The organism is Nocardia higoensis (assembly GCF_015477835.1).
GTDB lineage: Bacteria > Actinomycetota > Actinomycetes > Mycobacteriales > Mycobacteriaceae > Nocardia > Nocardia higoensis_A.
Window position 1 is genome coordinate 748,889 of record NZ_JADLQN010000002.1, and the last position, 20,069, is coordinate 768,957.

General features: G+C 71.0%; 13 protein-coding genes. 6 read left to right on the forward strand and 7 right to left on the reverse strand.

The annotated features are described in order from the left end of the window. Positions 1-21: 21 nt before the first annotated feature. Both IU449_RS17370 and IU449_RS17375 read left to right on the forward strand, forming a co-directional pair. Entirely contained in the window at positions 22-1,179 is a 1,158-nt protein-coding gene (locus IU449_RS17370) for a hypothetical protein (protein ID WP_228804797.1), read from the forward strand. A 90-nt stretch (positions 1,180-1,269) separates the two neighbouring features. After that, a complete protein-coding gene (locus IU449_RS17375; RefSeq protein ID WP_195003091.1) occupies positions 1,270-2,457 on the forward strand; it encodes a PLP-dependent aminotransferase family protein in 1,188 nt (395 codons plus the stop codon). A 10-nt stretch (positions 2,458-2,467) separates the two neighbouring features. Here IU449_RS17375 and glpK read toward each other — a convergent pair whose 3' ends face one another. Next, complete coding sequence (gene glpK / locus IU449_RS17380; protein WP_195003092.1) at positions 2,468-3,967, reverse strand: glycerol kinase GlpK; 1,500 nt, start codon at positions 3,965-3,967, stop codon at positions 2,468-2,470. 225 nt (positions 3,968-4,192) lie between these two features. Between glpK and IU449_RS17385 the strand changes: the two genes are divergently transcribed. Beyond that, positions 4,193-5,926, forward strand: a complete 1,734-nt coding sequence (locus tag IU449_RS17385; RefSeq protein WP_195003093.1) for a glycerol-3-phosphate dehydrogenase/oxidase — start codon at positions 4,193-4,195, stop codon at positions 5,924-5,926. Between the two features lie 84 nt (positions 5,927-6,010). Here IU449_RS17385 and IU449_RS17390 read toward each other — a convergent pair whose 3' ends face one another. The 3 genes from IU449_RS17390 to IU449_RS17400 all read right to left on the reverse strand — a co-directional run bounded on the left by IU449_RS17390 (position 6,011) and on the right by IU449_RS17400 (position 8,686). Further along, positions 6,011-6,634 carry a TetR/AcrR family transcriptional regulator gene (locus IU449_RS17390; RefSeq protein ID WP_324188292.1) on the reverse strand — a complete coding sequence of 208 codons (624 nt, stop codon included), beginning with the start codon at positions 6,632-6,634 and terminating at the stop codon, positions 6,011-6,013. Next, entirely contained in the window at positions 6,631-7,992 is a 1,362-nt protein-coding gene (gene hpnE, locus IU449_RS17395) for a hydroxysqualene dehydroxylase HpnE (RefSeq protein ID WP_195003094.1), read from the reverse strand. Before hpnE ends, IU449_RS17390 begins: the two co-directional genes overlap by 4 nt. A gap of 148 nt (positions 7,993-8,140) precedes the next feature. After that, on the reverse strand, positions 8,141-8,686 hold the full coding sequence (locus tag IU449_RS17400) for a histidine phosphatase family protein (protein WP_195003095.1): 546 nt from the start codon (positions 8,684-8,686) through the stop codon (positions 8,141-8,143). 73 nt (positions 8,687-8,759) lie between these two features. Between IU449_RS17400 and IU449_RS17405 the strand changes: the two genes are divergently transcribed. The 3 genes from IU449_RS17405 to IU449_RS17415 all read left to right on the forward strand — a co-directional run bounded on the left by IU449_RS17405 (position 8,760) and on the right by IU449_RS17415 (position 16,486). Beyond that, positions 8,760-13,604, forward strand: coding sequence for a DEAD/DEAH box helicase (locus IU449_RS17405; RefSeq protein WP_195003096.1), 4,845 nt, complete (start codon positions 8,760-8,762; stop codon positions 13,602-13,604). Positions 13,605-13,613: 9 nt separating this feature from the next. Continuing rightward, positions 13,614-14,393 carry a DNA-formamidopyrimidine glycosylase family protein gene (locus IU449_RS17410; protein WP_195003097.1) on the forward strand — a complete coding sequence of 260 codons (780 nt, stop codon included), beginning with the start codon at positions 13,614-13,616 and terminating at the stop codon, positions 14,391-14,393. Between the two features lie 137 nt (positions 14,394-14,530). After that, positions 14,531-16,486, forward strand: coding sequence for a GMC family oxidoreductase N-terminal domain-containing protein (locus IU449_RS17415; RefSeq protein WP_195003098.1), 1,956 nt, complete (start codon positions 14,531-14,533; stop codon positions 16,484-16,486). A gap of 98 nt (positions 16,487-16,584) precedes the next feature. On the opposite strand, the gene IU449_RS17420 is transcribed toward IU449_RS17415, so the two are convergent. From IU449_RS17420 to IU449_RS17430, 3 genes are read right to left on the reverse strand one after another with little or no spacing between them, the layout of a single operon-like run. Further along, on the reverse strand, positions 16,585-16,959 hold the full coding sequence (locus IU449_RS17420) for a DUF742 domain-containing protein (RefSeq protein ID WP_195003099.1): 375 nt from the start codon (positions 16,957-16,959) through the stop codon (positions 16,585-16,587). Continuing rightward, the gene (locus IU449_RS17425; RefSeq protein ID WP_324188293.1) at positions 16,956-17,390 is read right to left on the reverse strand and encodes a roadblock/LC7 domain-containing protein; all 435 of its coding nucleotides are present in this window, start codon (positions 17,388-17,390) and stop codon (positions 16,956-16,958) included. The genes IU449_RS17420 and IU449_RS17425 overlap by 4 nt, the downstream gene beginning before the upstream one ends. After that, positions 17,359-19,923, reverse strand: a complete 2,565-nt coding sequence (locus IU449_RS17430) for an ATP-binding protein (RefSeq protein WP_324188294.1) — start codon at positions 19,921-19,923, stop codon at positions 17,359-17,361. The genes IU449_RS17425 and IU449_RS17430 overlap by 32 nt, the downstream gene beginning before the upstream one ends. Between the last annotated feature and the right edge of the window lie 146 nt (positions 19,924-20,069).

The following is a 20,069-nucleotide window of genomic DNA, read 5'->3' on the forward strand; positions in this document are numbered from 1 at the left end:
GTTCCCGGGGAGAGGATTCGTGTGGTTTCCGAGGATGACGCGAAGGATCGCGACACCGACCGGCAGGGATCGCAATTCGGTCCGCCGGTAGGTGATTTCGGTCCTCCGGTCGGCGACTTCGGTCCGCCCGTCGGCGATTTCGGTCCGCCGGTGGACGAGTTCGGCGGCCCGTCCCTGGCGGAGACAGGGCCGATGTGGAAACCCCCGGCCGATACCCCGGAGATCGGTTGGCGCCCCGCCGACGGCTCGCCGCCCCCGGCGGCTGCTGTTCCGGTACCGCCGCCCGCATCTCGGCCCGCGCCCGCCGACCCGACCGTGACATTCGGCGCGCCCACAGCCGACCCGTTCCGCGCGCCGGACAGCTCCGGGTTCGCCGCCGCCCCGGTCGCCGCGCAGACGGACGCCGAGCGCGATGTCTCCGTGGACGAGACCGTGCGCTACTCCACCGACACCGCCGCGACCGCGAGCAAGCCGTCGGTGGCCAAGCCGCAGGGTGGTTCGCAGCGGTGGTGGAACAGCCCGACCGAGTCGGGCGACGTTCCGAAACCGCCCGCGGACGTGGGGTCGCCCCCCGGCCTGTCGTGGGCCGAGGATCCGATCGCCAAGCGCCTGGCGCCCAAGCCCGCGGTCACCGGCACCGGTGGCGGCTCCGGCTCCGGGCCCGCGCAGCACATCTCGACCCGCAAGATGCTGATCGGTATCGCGATCGTGGTGGTGCTGCTGATCGCGCTCGTGGTCACCATCGTCTCGCTCAGCGGCAACGACGAGACCGGCCGGGCGTCGGGACCGTACTCCACCGCCGCGTTGAGCTGTCCGCCCAACCGCAGCGGCAAGGTCGTCGTCGGCAACGGTCAGGGCTCCACGGCCAGTGGGGCGGACGCCATCCTGGGCTTCCAGTACGCGTTCTATGTCGAGCGCGACGGTGAGCGGGTGCGCGATTTCGTCGCCGCCGACGCCGCCAACATCTCCAGCGCGCCGATCATCCAGAAGGCGATCGACGAGCAGATCCCGGTGGGGACCACGCACTGCCTACGGATCACCGAAGTGGCTTCGGACACCTTCGACGTCGACCTCACCGAGCATCGGCCGGACGGCACCACCACGGTGTATCCGCAGCGTGTGACCACGGTGGAGCGTGCGGGAAGGATCTTGGTGACCGCTATCGACGGCCGCGCGTGATCCCACTATTCGGGAAGGCTGTTTCATATCCTGGTTGAGGATGTGAAACGATGGAGGCATCCCGTTCCGTGGCATCTCCCGGAGGTCCCGATGTCGTCGACGTTGCCGTCGCTGTCCGCCAAGCTCGCCGGTCTGCAGAGCTCGGCCATTCGTGACCTGCTGAAACTCACCGCCGATCCGCAGATCATCAGCTTGGCGGGCGGCCTTCCCGACGCCGAGCTCATGCCGCGCGAGCGCATCGCGGAGGCCGCCGCGGCCGCCCTGAGCGGTCCCGGCTGCCTGCAGTACACCGAGTCACCCGGCTGGGGCCCGCTGCGGGCGGTGCTGGCCGAGCGGGAGTCCGCGCGGCTGGGCCGGTCGGTGCCGGTCGCGGAGGTCTTCGTCACCCACGGCTCGCAGCAGGCGCTGTCACTGCTGGCCGAGGTGTTGCTCGATCCGGGCGCGCTGGTGGTCGTCGAGGACCCCGCCTACGTCGGCGCGCTGCAGGTGTTCCGGGCCGCGGGCGCGCGCATCGTCGCTGTTCCGCTGGACGCCGACGGTATGCGGATGGATGCGCTGCGCGAACTGCTGGCCTCCGGCGAGCGCCCGGCCGTGGTGCACACGGTCAGCAATTTCCACAATCCCGGCGGGGTGACGATGAGCCCGGCCCGCCGCGCCGAACTGGCCGAGCTCGCGCAGCGGTACGGGTTCTGGGTCGTCGAGGACGACCCCTATGGCGAACTGTGGTTCGACACGCCCGCCCCGGCGCCGGTGGCCTCCTACTCGCGGCAGGTGATCCGGCTGAGCAGCGCCTCCAAGATCCTCGCGCCGACCCTGCGCGTCGGTTGGATGGTCGCGCCCGAGGAGGTGTGCCGGGCGGTCGAGCTGCTCAAGCAGGGCGCGGATCTGTGCGGTTCGGCGCTGACCCAGCAGATCGCCGCCGATCTGCTGGCCGACGAAGCGTGGCTGTCCGGGCATGTGGACCTGGTGCGCGAAAGCTACGGCACCAGGGCCGGGGCACTGGTGAACGCGGTGCGCACCACCTTCGGCGAGCGTGTGGTCTGCACCGACGCGGCGGGCGGCATGTTCGTGTGGGCCGATTTCACCGACGGCACCGACACCCAGCGGATGCTCTCCGGCGCCCTCGCGGCCGGCGTGGCCTACGTGCCCGGCACGGCTTTCGCTACCGGCGCGGGCTACCGGGGCTCGATGCGGATGTGCTTCACCACCTCGGCCCCGCCCGTGCTCGAGGAAGCGGTCGCGCGGCTGGCGAAGGCGCACGCGGCCCAGAGCGCCTGATCGCTTCCGCTCAGTCCATCCAGTTGTAGGTGCGTTCGACCGCCTTGTTCCAGGCGCCGAGATGGGCTTCCCGCTCCTGCTCGGACATGGCGGGCAGCCAGGTGGTCTCGGCTTCCCAGTTCGCCAGGATGTCGTCGGTGCCCGACCAGAACCCGACCGCGAGTCCCGCCGCGTAGGCCGCGCCGAGCGCCGTGGTCTCGGCGACGACCGGGCGCACGACGGGCACGTCGAGGATGTCGGACTGGAACTGCATGAGCAGCTCGTTGCCGGTCATGCCGCCGTCGACCTTCAAGGTGGTCAACTCCAGGTCCAGTCGCTGGGATTCGGCGTCGGCGCGCATGGCGTCGACCACCTCACGGGTCTGGAACGCGGTGGACTCGAGCACCGCGCGCGCCAGGTGCGCCTTGGTGACGAAGCGGGTCAGCCCGGCGATCACCCCGCGCGCGTCCGGCCGCCAGCGCGGCGCGAACAGGCCGGAGAAGGCGGGCACGATGTAGGCACCGCCGTTGTCGGCGACACTGCGGGCCAGCGGTTCGATCTCCTCGGCCGAGGAGATCAGGCCGAGGTTGTCGCGCAGCCACTGCACCAGCGAACCGGTGACCGCGATCGAACCTTCCAGCGCGTAGACGGCGGGCTGGTCGCCGAGCCGGTAGCAGACGGTGGTGAGCAGCCCGTGCTTGCTGAACACCGGGGTGGTTCCGGTGTTCAGCAGCATGAAATTGCCGGTGCCGTAGGTGTTCTTGGCCTCGCCGGGGGACAGGCAGGCCTGCCCGAAGGTGGCGGCCTGCTGGTCGCCGAGGATGCCTGCCACCGGTACGCCCGCCAGCGGCCCCACCGTGATCTCGCCGTAGACCTCCGAGGAACTGGCGATGCGCGGCAGCATCGCGAGCGGTACCCGGAAATCCGCGCAGATCTCCTCGTCCCACTGCTGGGTGCGCAGATCCATCAGCATGGTGCGCGAGGCGTTGGTGACATCGGTGACGTGCTCGCCGGTCAGGTTCCACAGCAGCCAGCTGTCCACCGTCCCGAAACACAGCTCGCCCGCCTCGGCGCGTGCTCTGGCCCCGGGCACGGTGTCGAGGATCCAGCGCAGTTTCGGCCCGGAGAAGTAGGTCGACAGCGGCAGGCCGGTGCGGTCCTGGTAGCGGGCCGGGCCCTGGTCGCCGCCGAGCTCGGTGACCAGCCGGTCGGTGCGGATGTCCTGCCAGACGATCGCGTTGTGGATCGGCGCACCGGTGGCGCGCTCCCACACCACGGTGGTCTCGCGCTGGTTGGTGATGCCGAGGGCGGCGATGTCCTCGTGGCTCAGGTCGAGCCTGCCGAGTGCCTCGGCGAGCACGAGTTCGGCGTTGCGCCAGATGGTCCCGGCGTCGTGCTCGACCCAGCCGGGACGGGGGAAGATCTGCTCGTGTTCGCGCTGGGCGACGCCGACGACGCGCCCGCCGCGGTCGAAGACGATGCATTTGCTCGAGGTCGTACCTTGATCGAGGGCGGCCACATACCGACGCATGGACGCAGAATACGCAACGGCCGGGATGGTGGGGATCACATCGACGCGCACAGCGGCGGGCCGGGCATCGGAGTTACCGTCGTGTTGTCCCTGCCGGGACGCGGCGGGGCATCGCGGCGGAGGGTGTCCCGGGGTGTCCCGATTGCCTAGCCTGGAGAAGAATCGCCCGTGGAAACCGACCGCCGACATCACGCGCTCGCAGACCAGTCGCTGGAGGAGTCGAGCATGACCAAGAAACCGCAATCGCAGTTGCTCGGCCCCGAGCAGCGCCGCACGGCCTGGGATCGGCTCGGCAAGGAGCACTTCGACGTGGTGGTCGTCGGTGGCGGCGTGGTCGGCGCGGGCATCGCGCTGGACGCGGCCACCCGTGGCCTGGACGTGGCGCTGGTGGAGGCGCGCGACCTGGCCTCCGGCACGTCGAGCAGGTCGTCGAAGATGTTCCACGGTGGGTTGCGCTATCTGGAGCAGCTCGAGTTCGGCCTGGTGCGCGAGGCGCTGCGCGAACGCGAACTCGCCCTGTCCACCCTGTCGCCGCACCTGGTGAAGCCGTTGCGCTTCCTCTACCCGCTGACCCACCGCGGCTGGGAACGCCCCTACGTGGCCGCCGGACTGGTCCTCTACGACACCATGGGCGGATCGAAATCGGTTCCCGGCCAACGGCATCTGACCAAGCACGGTGCGCTGCGCCTGGCGCCCGGTCTGCGCCGCGACGCACTGATCGGCGGGGTCAGCTACTACGACACCGTCGTCGACGACGCCCGTCACACCATGACCATCGCCCGCACCGCCGCCCACTACGGCGCGGTCATCCGCACCTCCACCCAGGTCGTCGGCTTCCTGCGCGAAGCCGACCGGGTGAGCGGGGTGAAGATCCGCGACACCGAGGACGGGCGCACCGCCGAGGTCCGGGCGCACGTGGTGATCAACGCCACCGGTGTGTGGACCGACGAGGTGCAGGCGCTGTCGAAGACCAGGGGCCGCTTCCAGGTGCGCGCCTCCAAGGGTGTGCACATCGTGGTGCCGCGCGACCGCATCGTCAGCGATACCGCCATGATCCTGCGGACGGCGACCTCGGTGCTGTTCGTGATCCCGTGGGGCGCGCACTGGATCATCGGCACCACCGACACCGACTGGAATCTCGATCTGGCCCATCCGGCCGCGACGCAGGCCGACATCGCCTACCTGCTGGACCGGGTGAACGAGGTGCTGGTCACCCCGATCACCCACGACGACATCACCGGCGTGTACGCCGGGCTGCGCCCGCTGCTGGCCGGGGAGAGCGATTCGACCTCGAAGCTGTCCCGCGAGCACGCGGTCGCCCGGATCGCGCCCGGCCTGGTCGCCATCGCGGGCGGCAAGTACACCACCTATCGGGTGATGGCCTACGACGCGGTGGACGAGGCCGCCAAGGACATTCCGGCCCGGGTGTCACCGAGCATCACCGAGAAGGTCCCCCTGCTGGGTGCGGAGGGCTACTTCGCCCTGGTCAACCAGACGGTGCAACTGGCCGAGCTCTACGGCCTGCACCCGTATCGGGTCAAGCATCTGCTCGACCGCTACGGTTCGCTGATCGACGAGGTGCTCGCCGCCGCCGGGGACGCTCCCGACCTGCTGCATCCCATCGCGGCCGCGCCGTCGTACCTGCGGGCCGAGGCGCTGTACGCGGCGACCGCCGAGGGCGCGCTGCACCTCGACGACGTCCTGGCCAGGCGCACGCGTATCTCCATCGAATACGCCCACCGCGGCGCGGACTGCGCCGAGGAGGTCGCGCGGCTGATCGGGCCCGTGCTCGGCTGGGACGAGGCCGAGACGGAACGGGAGATCGCCACCTACCGCTCTCGCGTCGACGCCGAGATCCGATCGCAGAAGCAGCCCGACGACGCCTCCGCGGACGCGTTGCGGGTCGCCGCGCCGGAACCGCGCCCCGAACTGCTCGAGCCGGTGCCTGTCGAGAGCTGAGCGCCCGCGCGGGGTGAGCGCGCTCGTCGTGGACGTGGGTGGTGCCGTGGACGTGCTGGTGCTCGGCGGCACCTCGGGCGAGGGCTAACGGCGCTCGCCGGACTCCAGGCGCACCGCCCAGCCGATGATGGCTCGCAGGTACCGCAGCACGGTCTCGTCGTCACAGGCTTCGGCGTCGGCCAGGTGCAGCCGGATCAGCTCGTCGATCGAGGCCATCACCAGCCGGGTGGTCGTGCCGTTCGGGTCGACGGGGACGCCCGCGTAGCGCGACAGGTGCCGGGCGCCGATCCCGCGAGCGAACTTGCGGCCGACCTCCAGCTGCTCGCGCAACAGTGGCGGCCCGCCCTCGGGCGGGCTGAGCAGGATGCGCCAGCTGTCCGGCGCGGCGTGCACATAGGCGAGCACGCCGCGCCCGATGTCGTCGACATCGAAGTCGCCCGCGGGGTCGGTCTCCGGTCGGTCCACGGTGAGCATGCCGCTGAACGCGGTCCTGGTCTCGCGTTCCAGCAGTGCCGCGGTCAGCCCGGCCAGGTCGCCGAACTGCTGGTAGATCAAGGCGCGTGCGACGCCGGCAGTGCGTGCGACCCGGTCGATGCCGACGGCGGCGAAGCCCTCGGCCACCACGATGTCGCGGGTGACGTCGAGCAACTGATCGCGCCGCTCGGCGGCCGACATCCGCTTGCGCTTGCCCCCCGATCCGGGATTCACCGCACCGATGGTCGCGCCAGCAGGAGATCCACCGCCTTGGCAGCGCTCTGAACGGCGCTCTCCATGGTGGCCGACCAGTCGGTGGCAGTCCAGTCGCCCGCCAGCACCAGCGAGGGCACCGAGGTGCGCTGCGGTGGGCGCAGCGCGTGGGTGCCGACGGTCTGGGAGAACGTGGCCTTCGGCATGCGCACCACATGGCCCTGCACGACCTTCGCCTCGACCGCGGCCGGGTAGTAGCGGCGCAGCAGCTCCATCTGCTCGGCGATGATCTCGGCGTTGGTCTTGTGGATCTGCTCGTAGGCGCCGCTGGTGGTCAAGCAGTACAGCCAGGCCTTCTCGGTGCTGCGCCCGGTCATCAGCTGCCGGTCGAACACCTCGTCGATGACGCCGGTGCCGCCGATCAGCGCCTCGAATTCGGCGGTGGTGCCCAGCGGCCGGTCCAGGTACAGGTTGGTGCTGACGATCGGGGTGTAATGCAGCTTGTCCGCGGCGGCGTAGATCTCGGCGTGCTCGGGCAGATCGTCGAGCAGGCCGCCGATATTGGTGTTGGGGACCGCGCAGATCACCGCGTCGGCGGGCACCACCGAGCCGTCGGCCATGGCCACGCCGGTGACCTCGCCGTCGGTGATGTGGATGCGCCGCGCCACCGCCCGGTAGCGCACCTCCACGCCGCGTTCCTGGAACACCTTCAGCGCGCCGTCGACGTAGAGGGTGTCCAGATCGGTCGTCGGGTAGCCGATTTCGACCGCGCGCAGATGCTTGGCGCCCAGCCGGAATCCGGTGGCCATCACATCGGCGAACACCTTCGCCGACTCGATCTCGACGGGCTCGGCGGCGATGCCGAGCGCCAGCCAGTCCCACAGTGCCTCACGTGATTTGGCGGGCATGCCGATGCGGTCGAACCACTGCGCGGTGGTGAGGTCGGCCAGATCGTGCGGCTGGTTGAGGGCCTGCCAGACCAGCAGCCCGGTGGCCCGCAGGGTGCGCAGCCGGTCCAGCAGTCCGGTATCGGGGTGCAGGCCGGTGAGCGTGCGGATCGCGCCGAGGCCGCTGGTGGACATGGTCACCGAGCGACCGTCGGGCCAGCGCAGGGTGGAGCGGTCGGGGAAGGCGACGTGCTCACGGGTGCCGACGCTGGTCAGGTAGCGGAAGAGGTGCTCGTATCCGCTGGCGATCACGTGCTGACCGTTGTCCGGCGGATCGTCGACCGCGTCGACTTTCATCGCATGCGCGCGCCCGCCCAGCCTGCCCCGCCGTTCCAGCAGCGTGACCTGCTTTCCCGCCTCGGCCAACCAGACCGCCGAGGCCAGCCCCGCCAATCCGCCGCCGATCACCACGTACTGCCGCGGATCACCCATATCCGCTCCTCCCGCTCGAGTTACGAATTGTTAGTTAATCGGCATTCGTCAACGGGCGCAAGCGGACTCGACCCTGCGCCGGATGGCGATCGCGGCCGGGGCACCGACGGCCGCGAGCGGGATCACCGGCGCTGACCGCGCCGGGCGATCACGCGGTGATCCGTACCGTCCATCGTCCCCGATGATGCAGGCGGGTGACACTCCCCGGCGCCACGTCCAGCCGCCAGAACGAGGTGGGCGGCGCGTCGAGGGCGACCAGCAGCGCGGACCGGATGACCGCGGGGTGGGTCACCGCGACGGTCGAGACACCCGTGGCGCCGACGTCGTCGAGCCAGTGCCGGGTGCGGGCCACGATGTCGACGACCGATTCGCCGCCGTGTCCGGTGAACGCCGGCTCGGTGAGCCAGCTCCGGAGCTCCCCGGGCGGCAGTGCCGTCATATCGGCTCCGCGCCATACGCCCGCCTGGAGATCGCGCAGCCGGTCGTCGGGCGTGCCTGCGAGCCCCAACTGTTCGGCGGTCTCCACCGCCCTGCGTTCGGGACCGGTCAGGACCACGGCCTCCGCGGGAGGGGTGTAGCCGGGCAGCGCACGCCGGCCCGCCTCGGTGAGCGGTTCGTCGGCGGGGAAGCGCGCGGCGCGCAGCGCCTCGGTGACGCCGTGGGCGATCAGGTCGAGTTTCAGCACGCTGCGCACGCACAGCAGCGTACGGCCTCGGTCGCCGCGAGGGTCGCGGCCCGCTGTCGGTGCGCGGGTGCACACTGAACTGGTGCCTCCGTTCTCGACCGCCAGGTTCTCCCGCGCGACCAGGGAATGGTTCGACGGCGCCTTCGCCGCGCCCACCTCGGCCCAGCTCGGCGCGTGGCAGGCGATCGCCGCGGGCGAGCACACGCTGGTGGTGGCCCCGACCGGCTCGGGCAAGACGCTCTCGGCCTTCCTGTGGGCGATCGACGAACTGGCCCGCCGGAACCCGGCCGGGGAGTCGGGTGAGCCGCCGCCGAAGGGCACCTCGGTGCTCTACGTCTCCCCGCTCAAGGCGCTGGCGGTGGATGTCGAGCGCAATCTGCGCGCACCGCTGGCAGGCATCACCCGCACCGCCGCCCGCCTCGGCCTGCCCGCCCCGGAGATCACCGTGGGCGTCCGCTCCGGCGACACCTCCCAGGCCGCGCGGCGCACCATGGCGCGCACCCCGCCCGACATCCTGATCACCACCCCGGAGTCGCTGTTCCTCATGCTCACCTCGGCGGCGCGCGAGACCCTGCGCACCGTGCGGACGGTGATCGTCGACGAGGTGCACGCGGTCGCCGGATCCAAGCGCGGCGCGCATCTGTCGCTCTCGCTGGCCCGCCTGGACCTGCTCGCCGAGCGGCCCGCCCAGCGCATCGGCCTGTCGGCGACGGTGCGTCCGGCCGAGGAGGTGGGCCGGTTCCTCACCGGATCGGCTCCGGTCACGATCGTCGCGCCGCCCGCGCCCAAGACCTTCGACCTCAGCGTGCGGGTGCCGGTGCCGGACATGACCGAGCCGGGCGATTCCGATCAGCCGGGCTCGATCTGGCCGCACGTGGACGAAGCCGTGGTGGATCTGGTACTCGCGCATCGCTCGTCCATCGTCTTCGCCAATTCCCGCAGGCTCGCCGAGCGTCTGACCGCCCGGCTCAACGAGTCCTACGCCGCCCGCATCGGCGACCCGGTGCAGACCTCACACGCCCCGCCCGCCCAGCTTGGCCCGAGTACCGAGGTCGTGCACGGCGCGGGGCAACTGCTGGCCCGCGCGCACCACGGCTCGGTGAGCAAGGAACAGCGCGCGCTGATCGAGGACGATCTCAAGAGCGGGCGGCTGCGCTGCGTGGTGGCGACCAGCAGTCTGGAACTGGGCATCGACATGGGTGCGGTCGATCTGGTGGTGCAGGTGGAGGCACCGCCCTCGGTGTCGAGCGGGTTGCAGCGGATCGGGCGGGCCGGGCACCAGGTGGGGGAGATCTCGCGCGGCGTGCTGTTCCCCAAACACCGCACCGATGTCGTGCACTGCGCGGTGGCCGCGCACCGGATGGTGACCGGACAGATCGAGGCGCTGCGCATCCCGGCGCATCCGCTCGACATCCTGGCCCAGCAGACGGTCGCGGTCTGCGCGCTCGAACCCGTCGACGCCGACGCCTGGTTCGAGACCGTGCGAGGCACCGGCAGTTTCGCCGATCTGCCCCGCTCGGCCTACGAATCGGTGCTCGATCTGCTCGCCGGCCGCTACCCCTCCGACGAGTTCGCCGAGCTGCGCCCGCGCCTGGTGTGGGATCGCGACGCGGGAACGCTCACCGGCAGGCCCGGCGCGCAACGACTCGCGGTGACCTCCGGCGGCGCGATCCCCGATCGGGGGATGTTCGCGGTCTACATGGTGGGCGAGAAGAACTCCCGGGTGGGCGAGCTCGACGAGGAGATGGTCTACGAATCCCGGGTCGGCGATGTGTTCGCTCTCGGCGCCACCAGCTGGCGCATCGAGGAGATCACCTTCGACCGGGTCCTGGTGACCCCGGCGTTCGGGCAGCCCGGCCGGTTGCCGTTCTGGCACGGCGACGGTCTCGGCCGCCCCGCCGAACTCGGCGCGGCCCTGGGCGAATTCGTGCGCAAGGCGGTGAAGATGATTCCCGCGAACGCCTCGGACGCGCTGTTCACACCATCGTCCGAGGCTCGGACCGACGGCGCGAAACGCACCGAGGGCGCGTCGGGGAAGGCCCGGCGGGAGCAGAGTCCGGTGGGCAAGGGCCAGACGAAGAAAGCCGCCTCCGTTTCGGCGGACTCGGAGGGCATGCTCGGCGACCTGCTGTCCGGCGCCGGGTTGGACGAGAACGCACGGGCGAATCTGATCGCCCTGCTCGCCGACCAGCGCGCCGCCACCGGACAGGTGCCCACCGACAAGACCCTGGTGGTGGAGCGGTTCCGCGACGAACTCGGCGACTGGCGACTGGTCATGCACTCGCCGTTCGGGCTGCCGGTGCACGCGCCGTGGGCGCTGGCGGTCGGAGCCAGGCTGCGCGAGCGGTTCGGTGTGGACGCCGCGCCCACTGCCTCCGACGACGGCATCGTGGTGCGTCTGCCCGACACCACCGACGAGCCGCCCGGCGCCGAACTGTTCGTCTTCGAGCCCGACGAGATCGACGAGATCGTCACCGAGCAGGTCGGCGCCTCGGCGCTGTTCGCCTCCCGCTTCCGCGAATGCGCCGCGCGGGCCTTGCTGTTGCCGCGCCGCGACCCGGGCAAACGCGCCCCGCTGTGGCAGCAACGGCAACGCGCCGCCCAATTGCTCGATGTGGCGAGGAAGTTCCCCGATTTCCCGATCCTGCTGGAAACCGTGCGCGAATGCCTGCGCGATGTCTACGACCTCCCCGCGCTGACCGATGTGCTCGGCCGGGTCGCCCGCAGGCAACTGCGCCTGGTCGACGTGGAGACCGCCACCCCCTCGCCCTTCGCCAACGCTCTGCTGTTCGACTACATCGGCCAGTTCATGTACGAAGGCGACAGCCCGCTGGCCGAACGCCGCGCCGCCGCCCTGTCCCTGGATTCCGGCCTGCTCGCCGAACTGCTCGGCCGGGTGGAACTCCGCGAACTGCTCGACCCGCGGATCCTCGAACAGACCGAACGTGAACTGCAACGGCTCACCCCCGAACGGCGTGCCCGCGACGCCGAGGGGCTGGCCGACCTGCTGCGCCTGCTCGGCCCGCTCACGCCGGAGGAAGCGGGTCGGCGTTGCGCCGATGCGGGCGAGGGCAACGCCCCGGCCGCAGACGACGACGTCGCCGGTGCGGGCGGGGCCCTTGATGCAGCAGGTGACGCCGCCCGCGCGGGCGCGCGAGATGCGCCCCTCGACGCAATGCCGTCTGCCCGGTCCGGCGGCGCGCACGAACAGTGGTTCGCCGAACTGGCGGCCGCCCGCCGCGCGCTGACGGTCGCCTTCGCGGGCCGCACCTGGTGGGTGGCGGTCGAAGACGCCGCCCGCCTGCGCGACGCGCTGGGCGTACCGCTGCCGGTCGGTCTCCCCGAGGCGTTCGCCGAGCCGGTTCCCGATCCGCTGGGCGACCTTGTCGGCCGCTTCGCCCGCACCCACGCGCCGTTCGAGATCGACGCGGTGGCGCGCCGGTTCGGTATCGGGCCGGCGGTGGCGGCCACCGCCCTGCACCGGTTGGCGGCCGAGAAACGCGTGGTCGAGGGCGAATTCACGCCGGGCGCCAGCGGATCGGAATGGTGCGACAGCCAGGTGCTGCGCCGGTTGCGGCGGCGCTCGCTCGCCGCGGCGCGCCACGAGGTGGAGCCGGTCGCCACGGCGGCCTTCGGGCGGTTCCTGCCCGCCTGGCAGCACGTGGGCACGGGGGAGTTGCGCGGGGTGGACGGAGTCGCCTCGGTGATCGAGCAACTGGCGGGGGTGCCCGCGCCCGCCTCGGCCTGGGAGTCGCTGATCCTGCCCGCGCGGGTGGACGACTACAGCCCCGCCATGCTGGACGAGCTCATGGCCACCGGCGAGGTGATCTGGTCCGGGCACGGCGCGATCACCGCCAAGGACGGCTGGATCGCTCTGCACCCGGCCGAGCAGGCGCCCTTCACGCTGACTCCGCCCGCCGAGATCGAATATTCCGAGACCGCGCTGCGGCTGCTGGAGGCGCTCGGCGCGGTGCTCGTCCCCGGCCCGGCCGACGGCGCGGTCCCGCGCGGCGGCGGCGCGTACTTCTTCCGTCAGCTCTCCGACGCGACCGGTCTGCTCGACGACGCGGCGGTCGCGACGGCGCTGTGGGATCTGGTGTGGGCGGGGCAGGTCTCCGGCGACACCTTCGCCCCGGTGCGCGCCCTGCTGTCCGGCACGACGCGCACCACCACCGCGCACCGCCCGCCCCGGCGCACACCGCGCGGCCGCGCCTATCTGCCGCGCCCGGCGATGCCGACCCGCACCGGGCCGCCCTCGGTGGCCGGGCGCTGGTCGCTGCTGCCCGAACGGGTCGCCGACAACACCGTGCGCGCACACGCCCAGGCCGACATCCTGCTGGAACGCTACGGCGTGCTCACCAAGGGATCGGTGCACAGCGAAGGCGTACCCGGCGGATTCGCGCTGATGTACCGGGTCCTCACCGAGTTCGAGGACAGGGGCCGCTGCCGTCGCGGCTACTTCGTGGATTCGCTCGGCGGCGCCCAGTTCTCCACCACCGACGTGGTGGACCGGCTGCGCGCCACCGACACCGCTCGTGACAGCCGCGGCGGCCCGGCGGCCACGGCGCTGGCCGCCTGCGACCCCGCCAACCCGTACGGCGCGGCGCTGCCGTGGCCCAAGGGTGAGGCGGACGGCGGGCACCGGCCGGGTCGCAAGGCGGGCGCGATCGTGGTGCTGGTGAACGGCGAACTGGTGCTCTACCTGGAACGTGGCGGCAAGACCCTGCTGACCTTCACCGCCGACCCCGATCCCAGGCGCGCGGCCGCCCACGAACTGGCCGCGCTGGTACGCCGCCGTCGCGTCGACGCCCTCGTCATCGACAAGATCGACGGCGAGACCGTGCACGGCCATACCGTCGCCGACGTCCTCACCGAGGCCGGATTCTCCGCCACCCCGCGGGGACTGCGGCTGCGCAGCAGGCCGTGAGGAACCACCGTGCCCGAAGGTGACACCGTCTTCTTCGCCGCCAACCGGCTGCGCCTGGCGCTGGCGGGCAAGACGCTGGTGCGCAGCGACTTCCGGGTGCCGAGGTACGCCACGCTCGATCTGTCCGGCGAGCTGGTGGATGAGGTCGTCAGCTACGGAAAACATCTGTTCATCCGGGTCGGGGAGGTCAGCATCCACACCCACCTGAAGATGGAGGGGGTGTGGCGCACCTACTGTGTCGGCGAGCGCTGGACCCGCCCACGGGTGCAGGCCCGGCTGGTGCTGACCACCGACGACACCGAGGCGGTCGGATTCTCCCTCGGCGCGGTCGACGTGGTGCGGCGCGCGGACGAACACACCATCATCGGCCACCTCGGTCCCGATCTGCTCGGCCCGAACTGGGACGCCGAGGAGGCCGAGCGCAGGCTGGCGGCCGACCCTGAGCGCGCCATCGGCCTGGCCCTGCTCGACCAGCGCAACCTGGCCGGAATCGGCAACAAGTACCGCAGCGAGATCTGCTTCCTGCGTCGCGTGCACCCGGCCGTGCCGGTCGCGCAGGTGCCGGATCTGCCCGCTCTGATCAACGAATCGCATCGCGTCCTGCACGCCGCGGCGTACCGCCCGCCCTGGCGCGAACTGGTCTACGGACGCGCCAGGATGCCGTGCAAGCGGTGTGGTGCGAACATCGTGGTGCGCGCGCTCGGCGAGAGCGTGCCGATGTCGGACCGGTTCATTCAACGCGAGCGCGGAATCTACTTCTGCCCGCGCTGCCAGCCCGCGCCGGAGTGAGCGAAAAACTGCTCTTTACTCAGAAAATCCCGCGGAGTAGGTTTCTCATCACTCAGAATATGTGATCGTCCATTCCGGCGCGTTAGACCCACATCGCGCGTTCTCGCCATCCTTCTTTCTTCCTGGAGTCACACCACATGGAGCTGACGGCAAAGCAGCGCGCTGCGCTCGAGCTGATCTGCGATACCTTCGCGCCCGGGGACGGGCTCGGCCTGCCCTCGGCCACCGCCCTCGGCGTCCCCGACGTCATGTTGTCGATGCTCGCCCGCGATCCGGACCCCTCGGGCGGCAGGCAATTGGCGACGCTGCTCGGCCTGTGGGACAGCCCGCTGTTCGGCCTGTTCGCCGGTGCGGGCCCGCGCTCGTTCTCCAAGCTCTCGCCCGCCGAGCGCGAGAAGGTGCTGCTGAAGCTGGGCGAATCGCGGATCGGCGCCAAGCGCTCGGTGTTCCAGGCGCTCAAGAAGGGCACCTTGCTGTCCTACTACGTCGCGCCGGGGCCGGAGGGCTTCAATCCGCTGTGGAAGCAGATGGAATACCCCGGTCCGCCCGGAAAGCTCGCCGGCGCGGCCCAGCCCGCGCTGAAACCGGTCGGCTACAGCCAGGACACCACCCTGGACTGCGATGTCGTGGTGGTCGGCTCCGGCGCGGGCGGCGGGACCGCGGCCGCTGTGCTCGCCGAGGCCGGGCTGAACGTGGTCGTCCTCGAACGCGGCGGCTACTACGACGACGCCGACTTCGGCGCGGGCGAACTCGACGCGCTGACCAAGCTCTACGCGCCCGGTCCCAACGGCACCGCCGAAGGCCAGCTCACCCTGGTCGCCGGCGGCTGCCTGGGCGGCGGCACGGTCGTCAACTGGAGCACCTCGCTGCGCACCCCGGACCCGGTGCGCCAGGAGTGGGCGAGCCTCGGCGCGACCCAGTTCGCCACCGAGGAGTTCGACGCGGCGCTCGACGCTGTGGAGAAGCGGATCTCGGTCACCTTCGACAGGTCCACCATCTCCGCGCGCGACACCGTGCTGGAACGCGGCGCGCGGGCGCTGGGCTGGGACATGGGCCCGCTGCCGCGCAATGTCACCGACGCCTGCGACGCGGGCGTGGAATGCGGTCGCTGCGGTTACGGCTGCCGGGTGGGTGCCAAGCAGTCCGCCACCAAGACCTGGCTGGCCGACGCCGCCGAGCACGGCGCGCGCCTGGTCGTCGGCGCGGACGTGCGCCACATCGAGGTGAAGGCGGGCCGGGCCGAGGGCGTCGTCGCGATCACCGACAGCGGCGCGCGCCTGCACGTGCGCGCCAAGGCGGTCGTGGTGTCGGCCGGTGCGGTGCAGACCCCCGCGCTGCTGCGCCGCTCGGGCCTGCGCAACAAGAACATCGGCGCACACCTGCGCCTGCACCCGGCCTCGGCGGTCTTCGGCGTCTTCGCCGAGCAATTGCGCCCGTGGGAAGGCGGGCTGCAGACCCGGATCTCGCGCCAGCACGCCGACCTCGACGGCGACGGCTACGGCGTCATCTACGAGACCGGTCCGGTGCACCCCGGCATGCTCGTCGGCTTCATGAACTGGCGCGGCGGCGAAGCCCATCGCAACGCGATGCTGGACCTGGCGCGCACCGCCTCGATCGGCGTCATCACGCGGGACAGGGACAGTGGCCGCGTCGATGTGGACAAGGCCGGGCATCCCGTCGTCAAGTACACCCTGTCCGACCGCGACCGCGATCACCTGCACACCGGAATCGTCGGTGCCGCACAGCTTCTCGAAGCCGCGGGGGCGAAGAAGATCTACTCCGGACATCAGTCCGGCGCGAGCTACCGGCCGGGCGAGCAGGGCTCACACGCGGAGTTCGCCGCGGCCTGCGCGGCTTCCGGCTACGCGCCCGGCCGCTGCGGCGTGGCGGCGCTGCACATCATGGGCTCGGCGCGGATGGGCGGCAGCCGCGAGGATGCCGCGCTCGACCCGGACGGCGCGACCTGGGAGGTGCCCAATGTCGTGGTCGCCGACGCCTCCTGCTTCCCGACGTCCTCGGGCGTGAACCCGATGGTCTCGATCGAGGCGATCGCCTACATGAACGCCGAGCGACTGGCCGCCCGGCTCGGCTGAGCCGCCACCGCGAAAAGGCCGAGGGCCGGGTCCGATTCGTTCGGACCCGGCCCTCGGCCGCTGTCGTCGGTGGCCATGGTGCAATGCGCCCGCCGAGCTCAGAGCGCCTGGATGCCCCTGAGCACCGCCCGCAGCATGCCCACGTCGCGCGGCGGGCCCGTGTCGGGCGCGGGTTCCGGTGCGCGATGATCGAGCAGTCCGTCGTCGATGAGGTCGCCGACGAGGACTTTCATCGTGGTCAGCGGCAGGTTCATCTGGGCAGCGAGTTCCGCGATGGACTGCACCGTGCGGCTCAGTCGCAGGATCTCCGCGTATTCGGGCTCGGTGCGGCGCAGGATCGCCGAGCCCGAATACACCACGAGCGTGAGCATGTTCAGCTCGGGACGGCCGTCCGACCGTCCGCGCGTGACCGCGTAGAGACGGACCAACGGTCCGGCCTCGTCGTCGAACCAGGACTCACGCTGGTCGTTCATGGCTGCCGCAGGCCGGCCTCATCGAACGGATGAGGTCGTGGGTCGACGGACAGGTGGACACCGACGCGTTGCACGGTCTGGTTCATCTCGTAGGCGACCATGCCCATGTTGGCCGATTCGGCGGTGAGCACGGCCAGGCAGGCGTTGTCACCGGCGGCGGTGATGAACAGCACGGCCCGATCGAGTTCGACGACCGTCTGGTGCACGCCGCCCGCTTCGAAGTGCATGCCCGCGCTGCGAGCGACGCCGTGCAGGGTGGAGGCCATCGCGCAGAAGCGTTCGGCGTCGGAGCGGTCGATCTTGGTGCTGTGGCCGAGCAGCAGGCCGTCGGTCGACAGCACGACGGCGTAGCGGACGTCGGGCAGACGATCGATCAGGTCGTCCAACAGCCAATCGAGGCTACGGGGCTTGGGGGGCTTGGGAGTCGTCACCGGCACCTTCCTTGTGATCGGACGCCGGGTGTCCGGCGTCGGTATCGATGCGGTTCAGGCGGCCCTGCCTGGTGCCGTTCTCGATCGCCGACATCAGGGTTCTGGCCTGTTCGGCGGTGCGCGGCCGGGCGGCGGCCGGGCTCGGCGGCGGCGTGTCGGCGGGCGTCGGCTCGGCGGTGGCCGGGCTCTGCCTGCGTCGCCGGGGCAGCGCGGGCTTGACGGGCGCGGCCGGGGGTTGTTCGACCGGCGCACCCGGTGCGGACACCGTGCTCACCGTGGTGGCAGGTGGCACGAAGCCGTTGAACGAGCCGCGGCCCGCCAGACCGCCGCCTATCGGCTGCATGACCGCGGTCGTCGTGGTGGACGGGTGCGGCGCCGGGTAGCCGCCCGTCTGCGGCGGCACCGGAGCGGCCGGGGCGGCGGGGATCGCCGTGGGTCCGGCGGTGACCTGTGCCTGTTCGCGGCCGGTGGACAGCAGCGAGGTGGGCACCAGGACGATCGCCTTGACGCCGCCGTAGTCGGAATCGGCGAGCCGCACCGAAATGCCATGCCGGGCAGCCAGTTTCGCGACCACGAACAGGCCGAGGCGAGCATCGCCGGACAGTGCCGCGACACTGAAGTCCGGCGGTTCGGCCAGCAGCTCGTTGCGTTCGGTCAGCTCGGCTTCGGACATGCCGAGGCCCTGGTCGGTGATCTCGAGCGCCAAGCCCTTGCCCACCAGATTGCCCGAGACCTCCACGCGCGACTCCGGCGGCGAGAACGCGGTCGCGTTGTCGGTCAGCTCGGCGATGAGGTGGATCAAGTCGGCCACGACATTGCCCAGCACCCGGACCTCGGGCAGCTTGCCCGCCTGGATACGGGTGTAGTCGAGGCTCTCGGCCACGGCACTGCGGACCAGTTCGACCAGTGGCACGGGATTGCGCCAGCGCCTGCCCGGCTGCTCGCCACCGAGGATCACCAGGTTCTCGGCGTTGCGCCGGGAGCGGGTGGCGAGGTGGTCGAGCTGGAACAAAGTGTCGAGACGAGCAGGATCCTCTTCCTCGCGCTCGGCCTTGTCGAGCAGGACCAGCTGCCGGTGCACCATCACCTGGCTGCGGTGGGCGATATTGAGGAAGACCGCGTTGACGCCCGCACGGGTCTTGCCTTCGGCGACCGCCGCGGAGACCGCGGAGGCGTAGGCGCGGTTGAAGGCGTCGGCGACCTGGCCGATCTCGTCGTTGCCGAACTTCAGCGGCGCGATGTCCTCGCCTGCCTCGAGGTCCTGGCCCGCGCTCAGCTTGCGGATGGTGGCGGGCAGTTTCTCGTCGGCCAGCTCGAGGGTCTCCCGCCGCAGGCCGCGCATGCGGCCGACGAAGCGGTTGGCCAGCAGCATGGCCGCGGCGAAGGCGATCAGCGCGATGGCGAGAATGCCGCCGCCCGCCCAGAACGAATTGCGGGCCAGTTCGTCACCCTCGGCGATGGCCACCGCGTGCTGGTCGCGGCTGAGGTTCTCCCACAGACCCATCAGCTGGGCGCTGACGGCGTCGGCCGTGCGCTCCCAGTCCTCGGCGCTCATCGGCAGCGCGACATCGGACTCGGTCGAGCCGGAGGAACCGTTCGAACTCGTCGAACCGGCGCCGGCGTTCGAACCGGAACTCGAACTCGACGAACTCGAGGAACCGGAGCCGGGCGAGGAATCCTCGGCCTCCACCGGGCCGCGCTGGATGAACGCGTCCTCCATGGCGACCAGGCGCTGCCAGTCGGGGCCCGCGATGATCGCCTGGAGTTCGGCCAGCCGTTCGCCCTCGACGATGCCGGTGCTGAAGGCGACCTCGCCGCGAGCATCGCCGACCTGGCTGGCGAACTCGCTGAGCTGACCGGCGGGCAACTGGCCGGTCAGCATCGCGGTGATGCCGATCGATGCCGCGCGGACCACCGCTTCACCGGCGCGCAACGCGTGTACGGCGTTGTAGAGGCCCACCGCGATCTCGGGGGTCGGCGCGATCTCGGCGGCCACCAGCGAGGCCTGCACCACGGTGTCGATGACCGTGCTGAAGACCATGGAGACCTGGGCGGCCGGGATGACCCGGGCGTCGATGGCGCTACGCAACTGCGGCAGCTGATCGTAGATCTCGGAGTAGCCATCGACATCCGAGGCGACCTCGCCCTGAGCCTCCTTGGCCGACTGGGCCAGATCGTAGAGGCCGTCGAGCGCGGCGTCGGCATTACGCCGGGCGACGACCAGACTCTCGGTGCCGCGCGGCGAACCGGCCAGATGCAGCAGCGAGGCCTGCCGCTCGTCCTGCATCGCCTCGACCATGCGGATGGCGGGGGTGGTGACGGCGGCCGCGACGTCGGAGAAGTCCTGCGACTCGCGACCGTCGTCGACCAGATAGAGTGCTCCGCCGATGCCGATGGCGAGCAATGCGAGGCTCGGGATGAGCACGATCGCCAGCAATCGGGTTCTGATTCCGATGGGTCCGCGAATACGTGCGCGAGAACTCGGCTTCAGCACATCGGTCGGTAATAGGCGCTTGATACTGCTGCTGATCACCGATCTTGCCTACTTCTGGGCATTGAGCGCCCTATGTGCGGATTTATGCGTCACCCTATCCAGTGCAAGATCACGCGCGCAAGGAAACTGACAAGTAGAAAGTCGAGTTTTCCACGTCCACTCGGCGATTCGCCGTCGCACGCGTG

Excerpts from the sequence above, each read along its gene's own strand:
- IU449_RS17375 (WP_195003091.1), top strand. The coding sequence starts at position 1,270 with ATGTCGTCGACGTTGCCGTCGCTGTCCGCCAAGCTCGCCGGTCTGCAG.
- IU449_RS17415 (WP_195003098.1), top strand. The coding sequence starts at position 14,531 with ATGGAGCTGACGGCAAAGCAGCGCGCTGCGCTCGAGCTGATCTGCGAT.
- hpnE (WP_195003094.1), bottom strand. The coding sequence starts at position 7,992 with ATGGGTGATCCGCGGCAGTACGTGGTGATCGGCGGCGGATTGGCGGGG.
- glpK (WP_195003092.1), bottom strand. The coding sequence starts at position 3,967 with ATGCGTCGGTATGTGGCCGCCCTCGATCAAGGTACGACCTCGAGCAAA.
- IU449_RS17385 (WP_195003093.1), top strand. The coding sequence starts at position 4,193 with ATGACCAAGAAACCGCAATCGCAGTTGCTCGGCCCCGAGCAGCGCCGC.
- IU449_RS17420 (WP_195003099.1), bottom strand. The coding sequence starts at position 16,959 with ATGAACGACCAGCGTGAGTCCTGGTTCGACGACGAGGCCGGACCGTTG.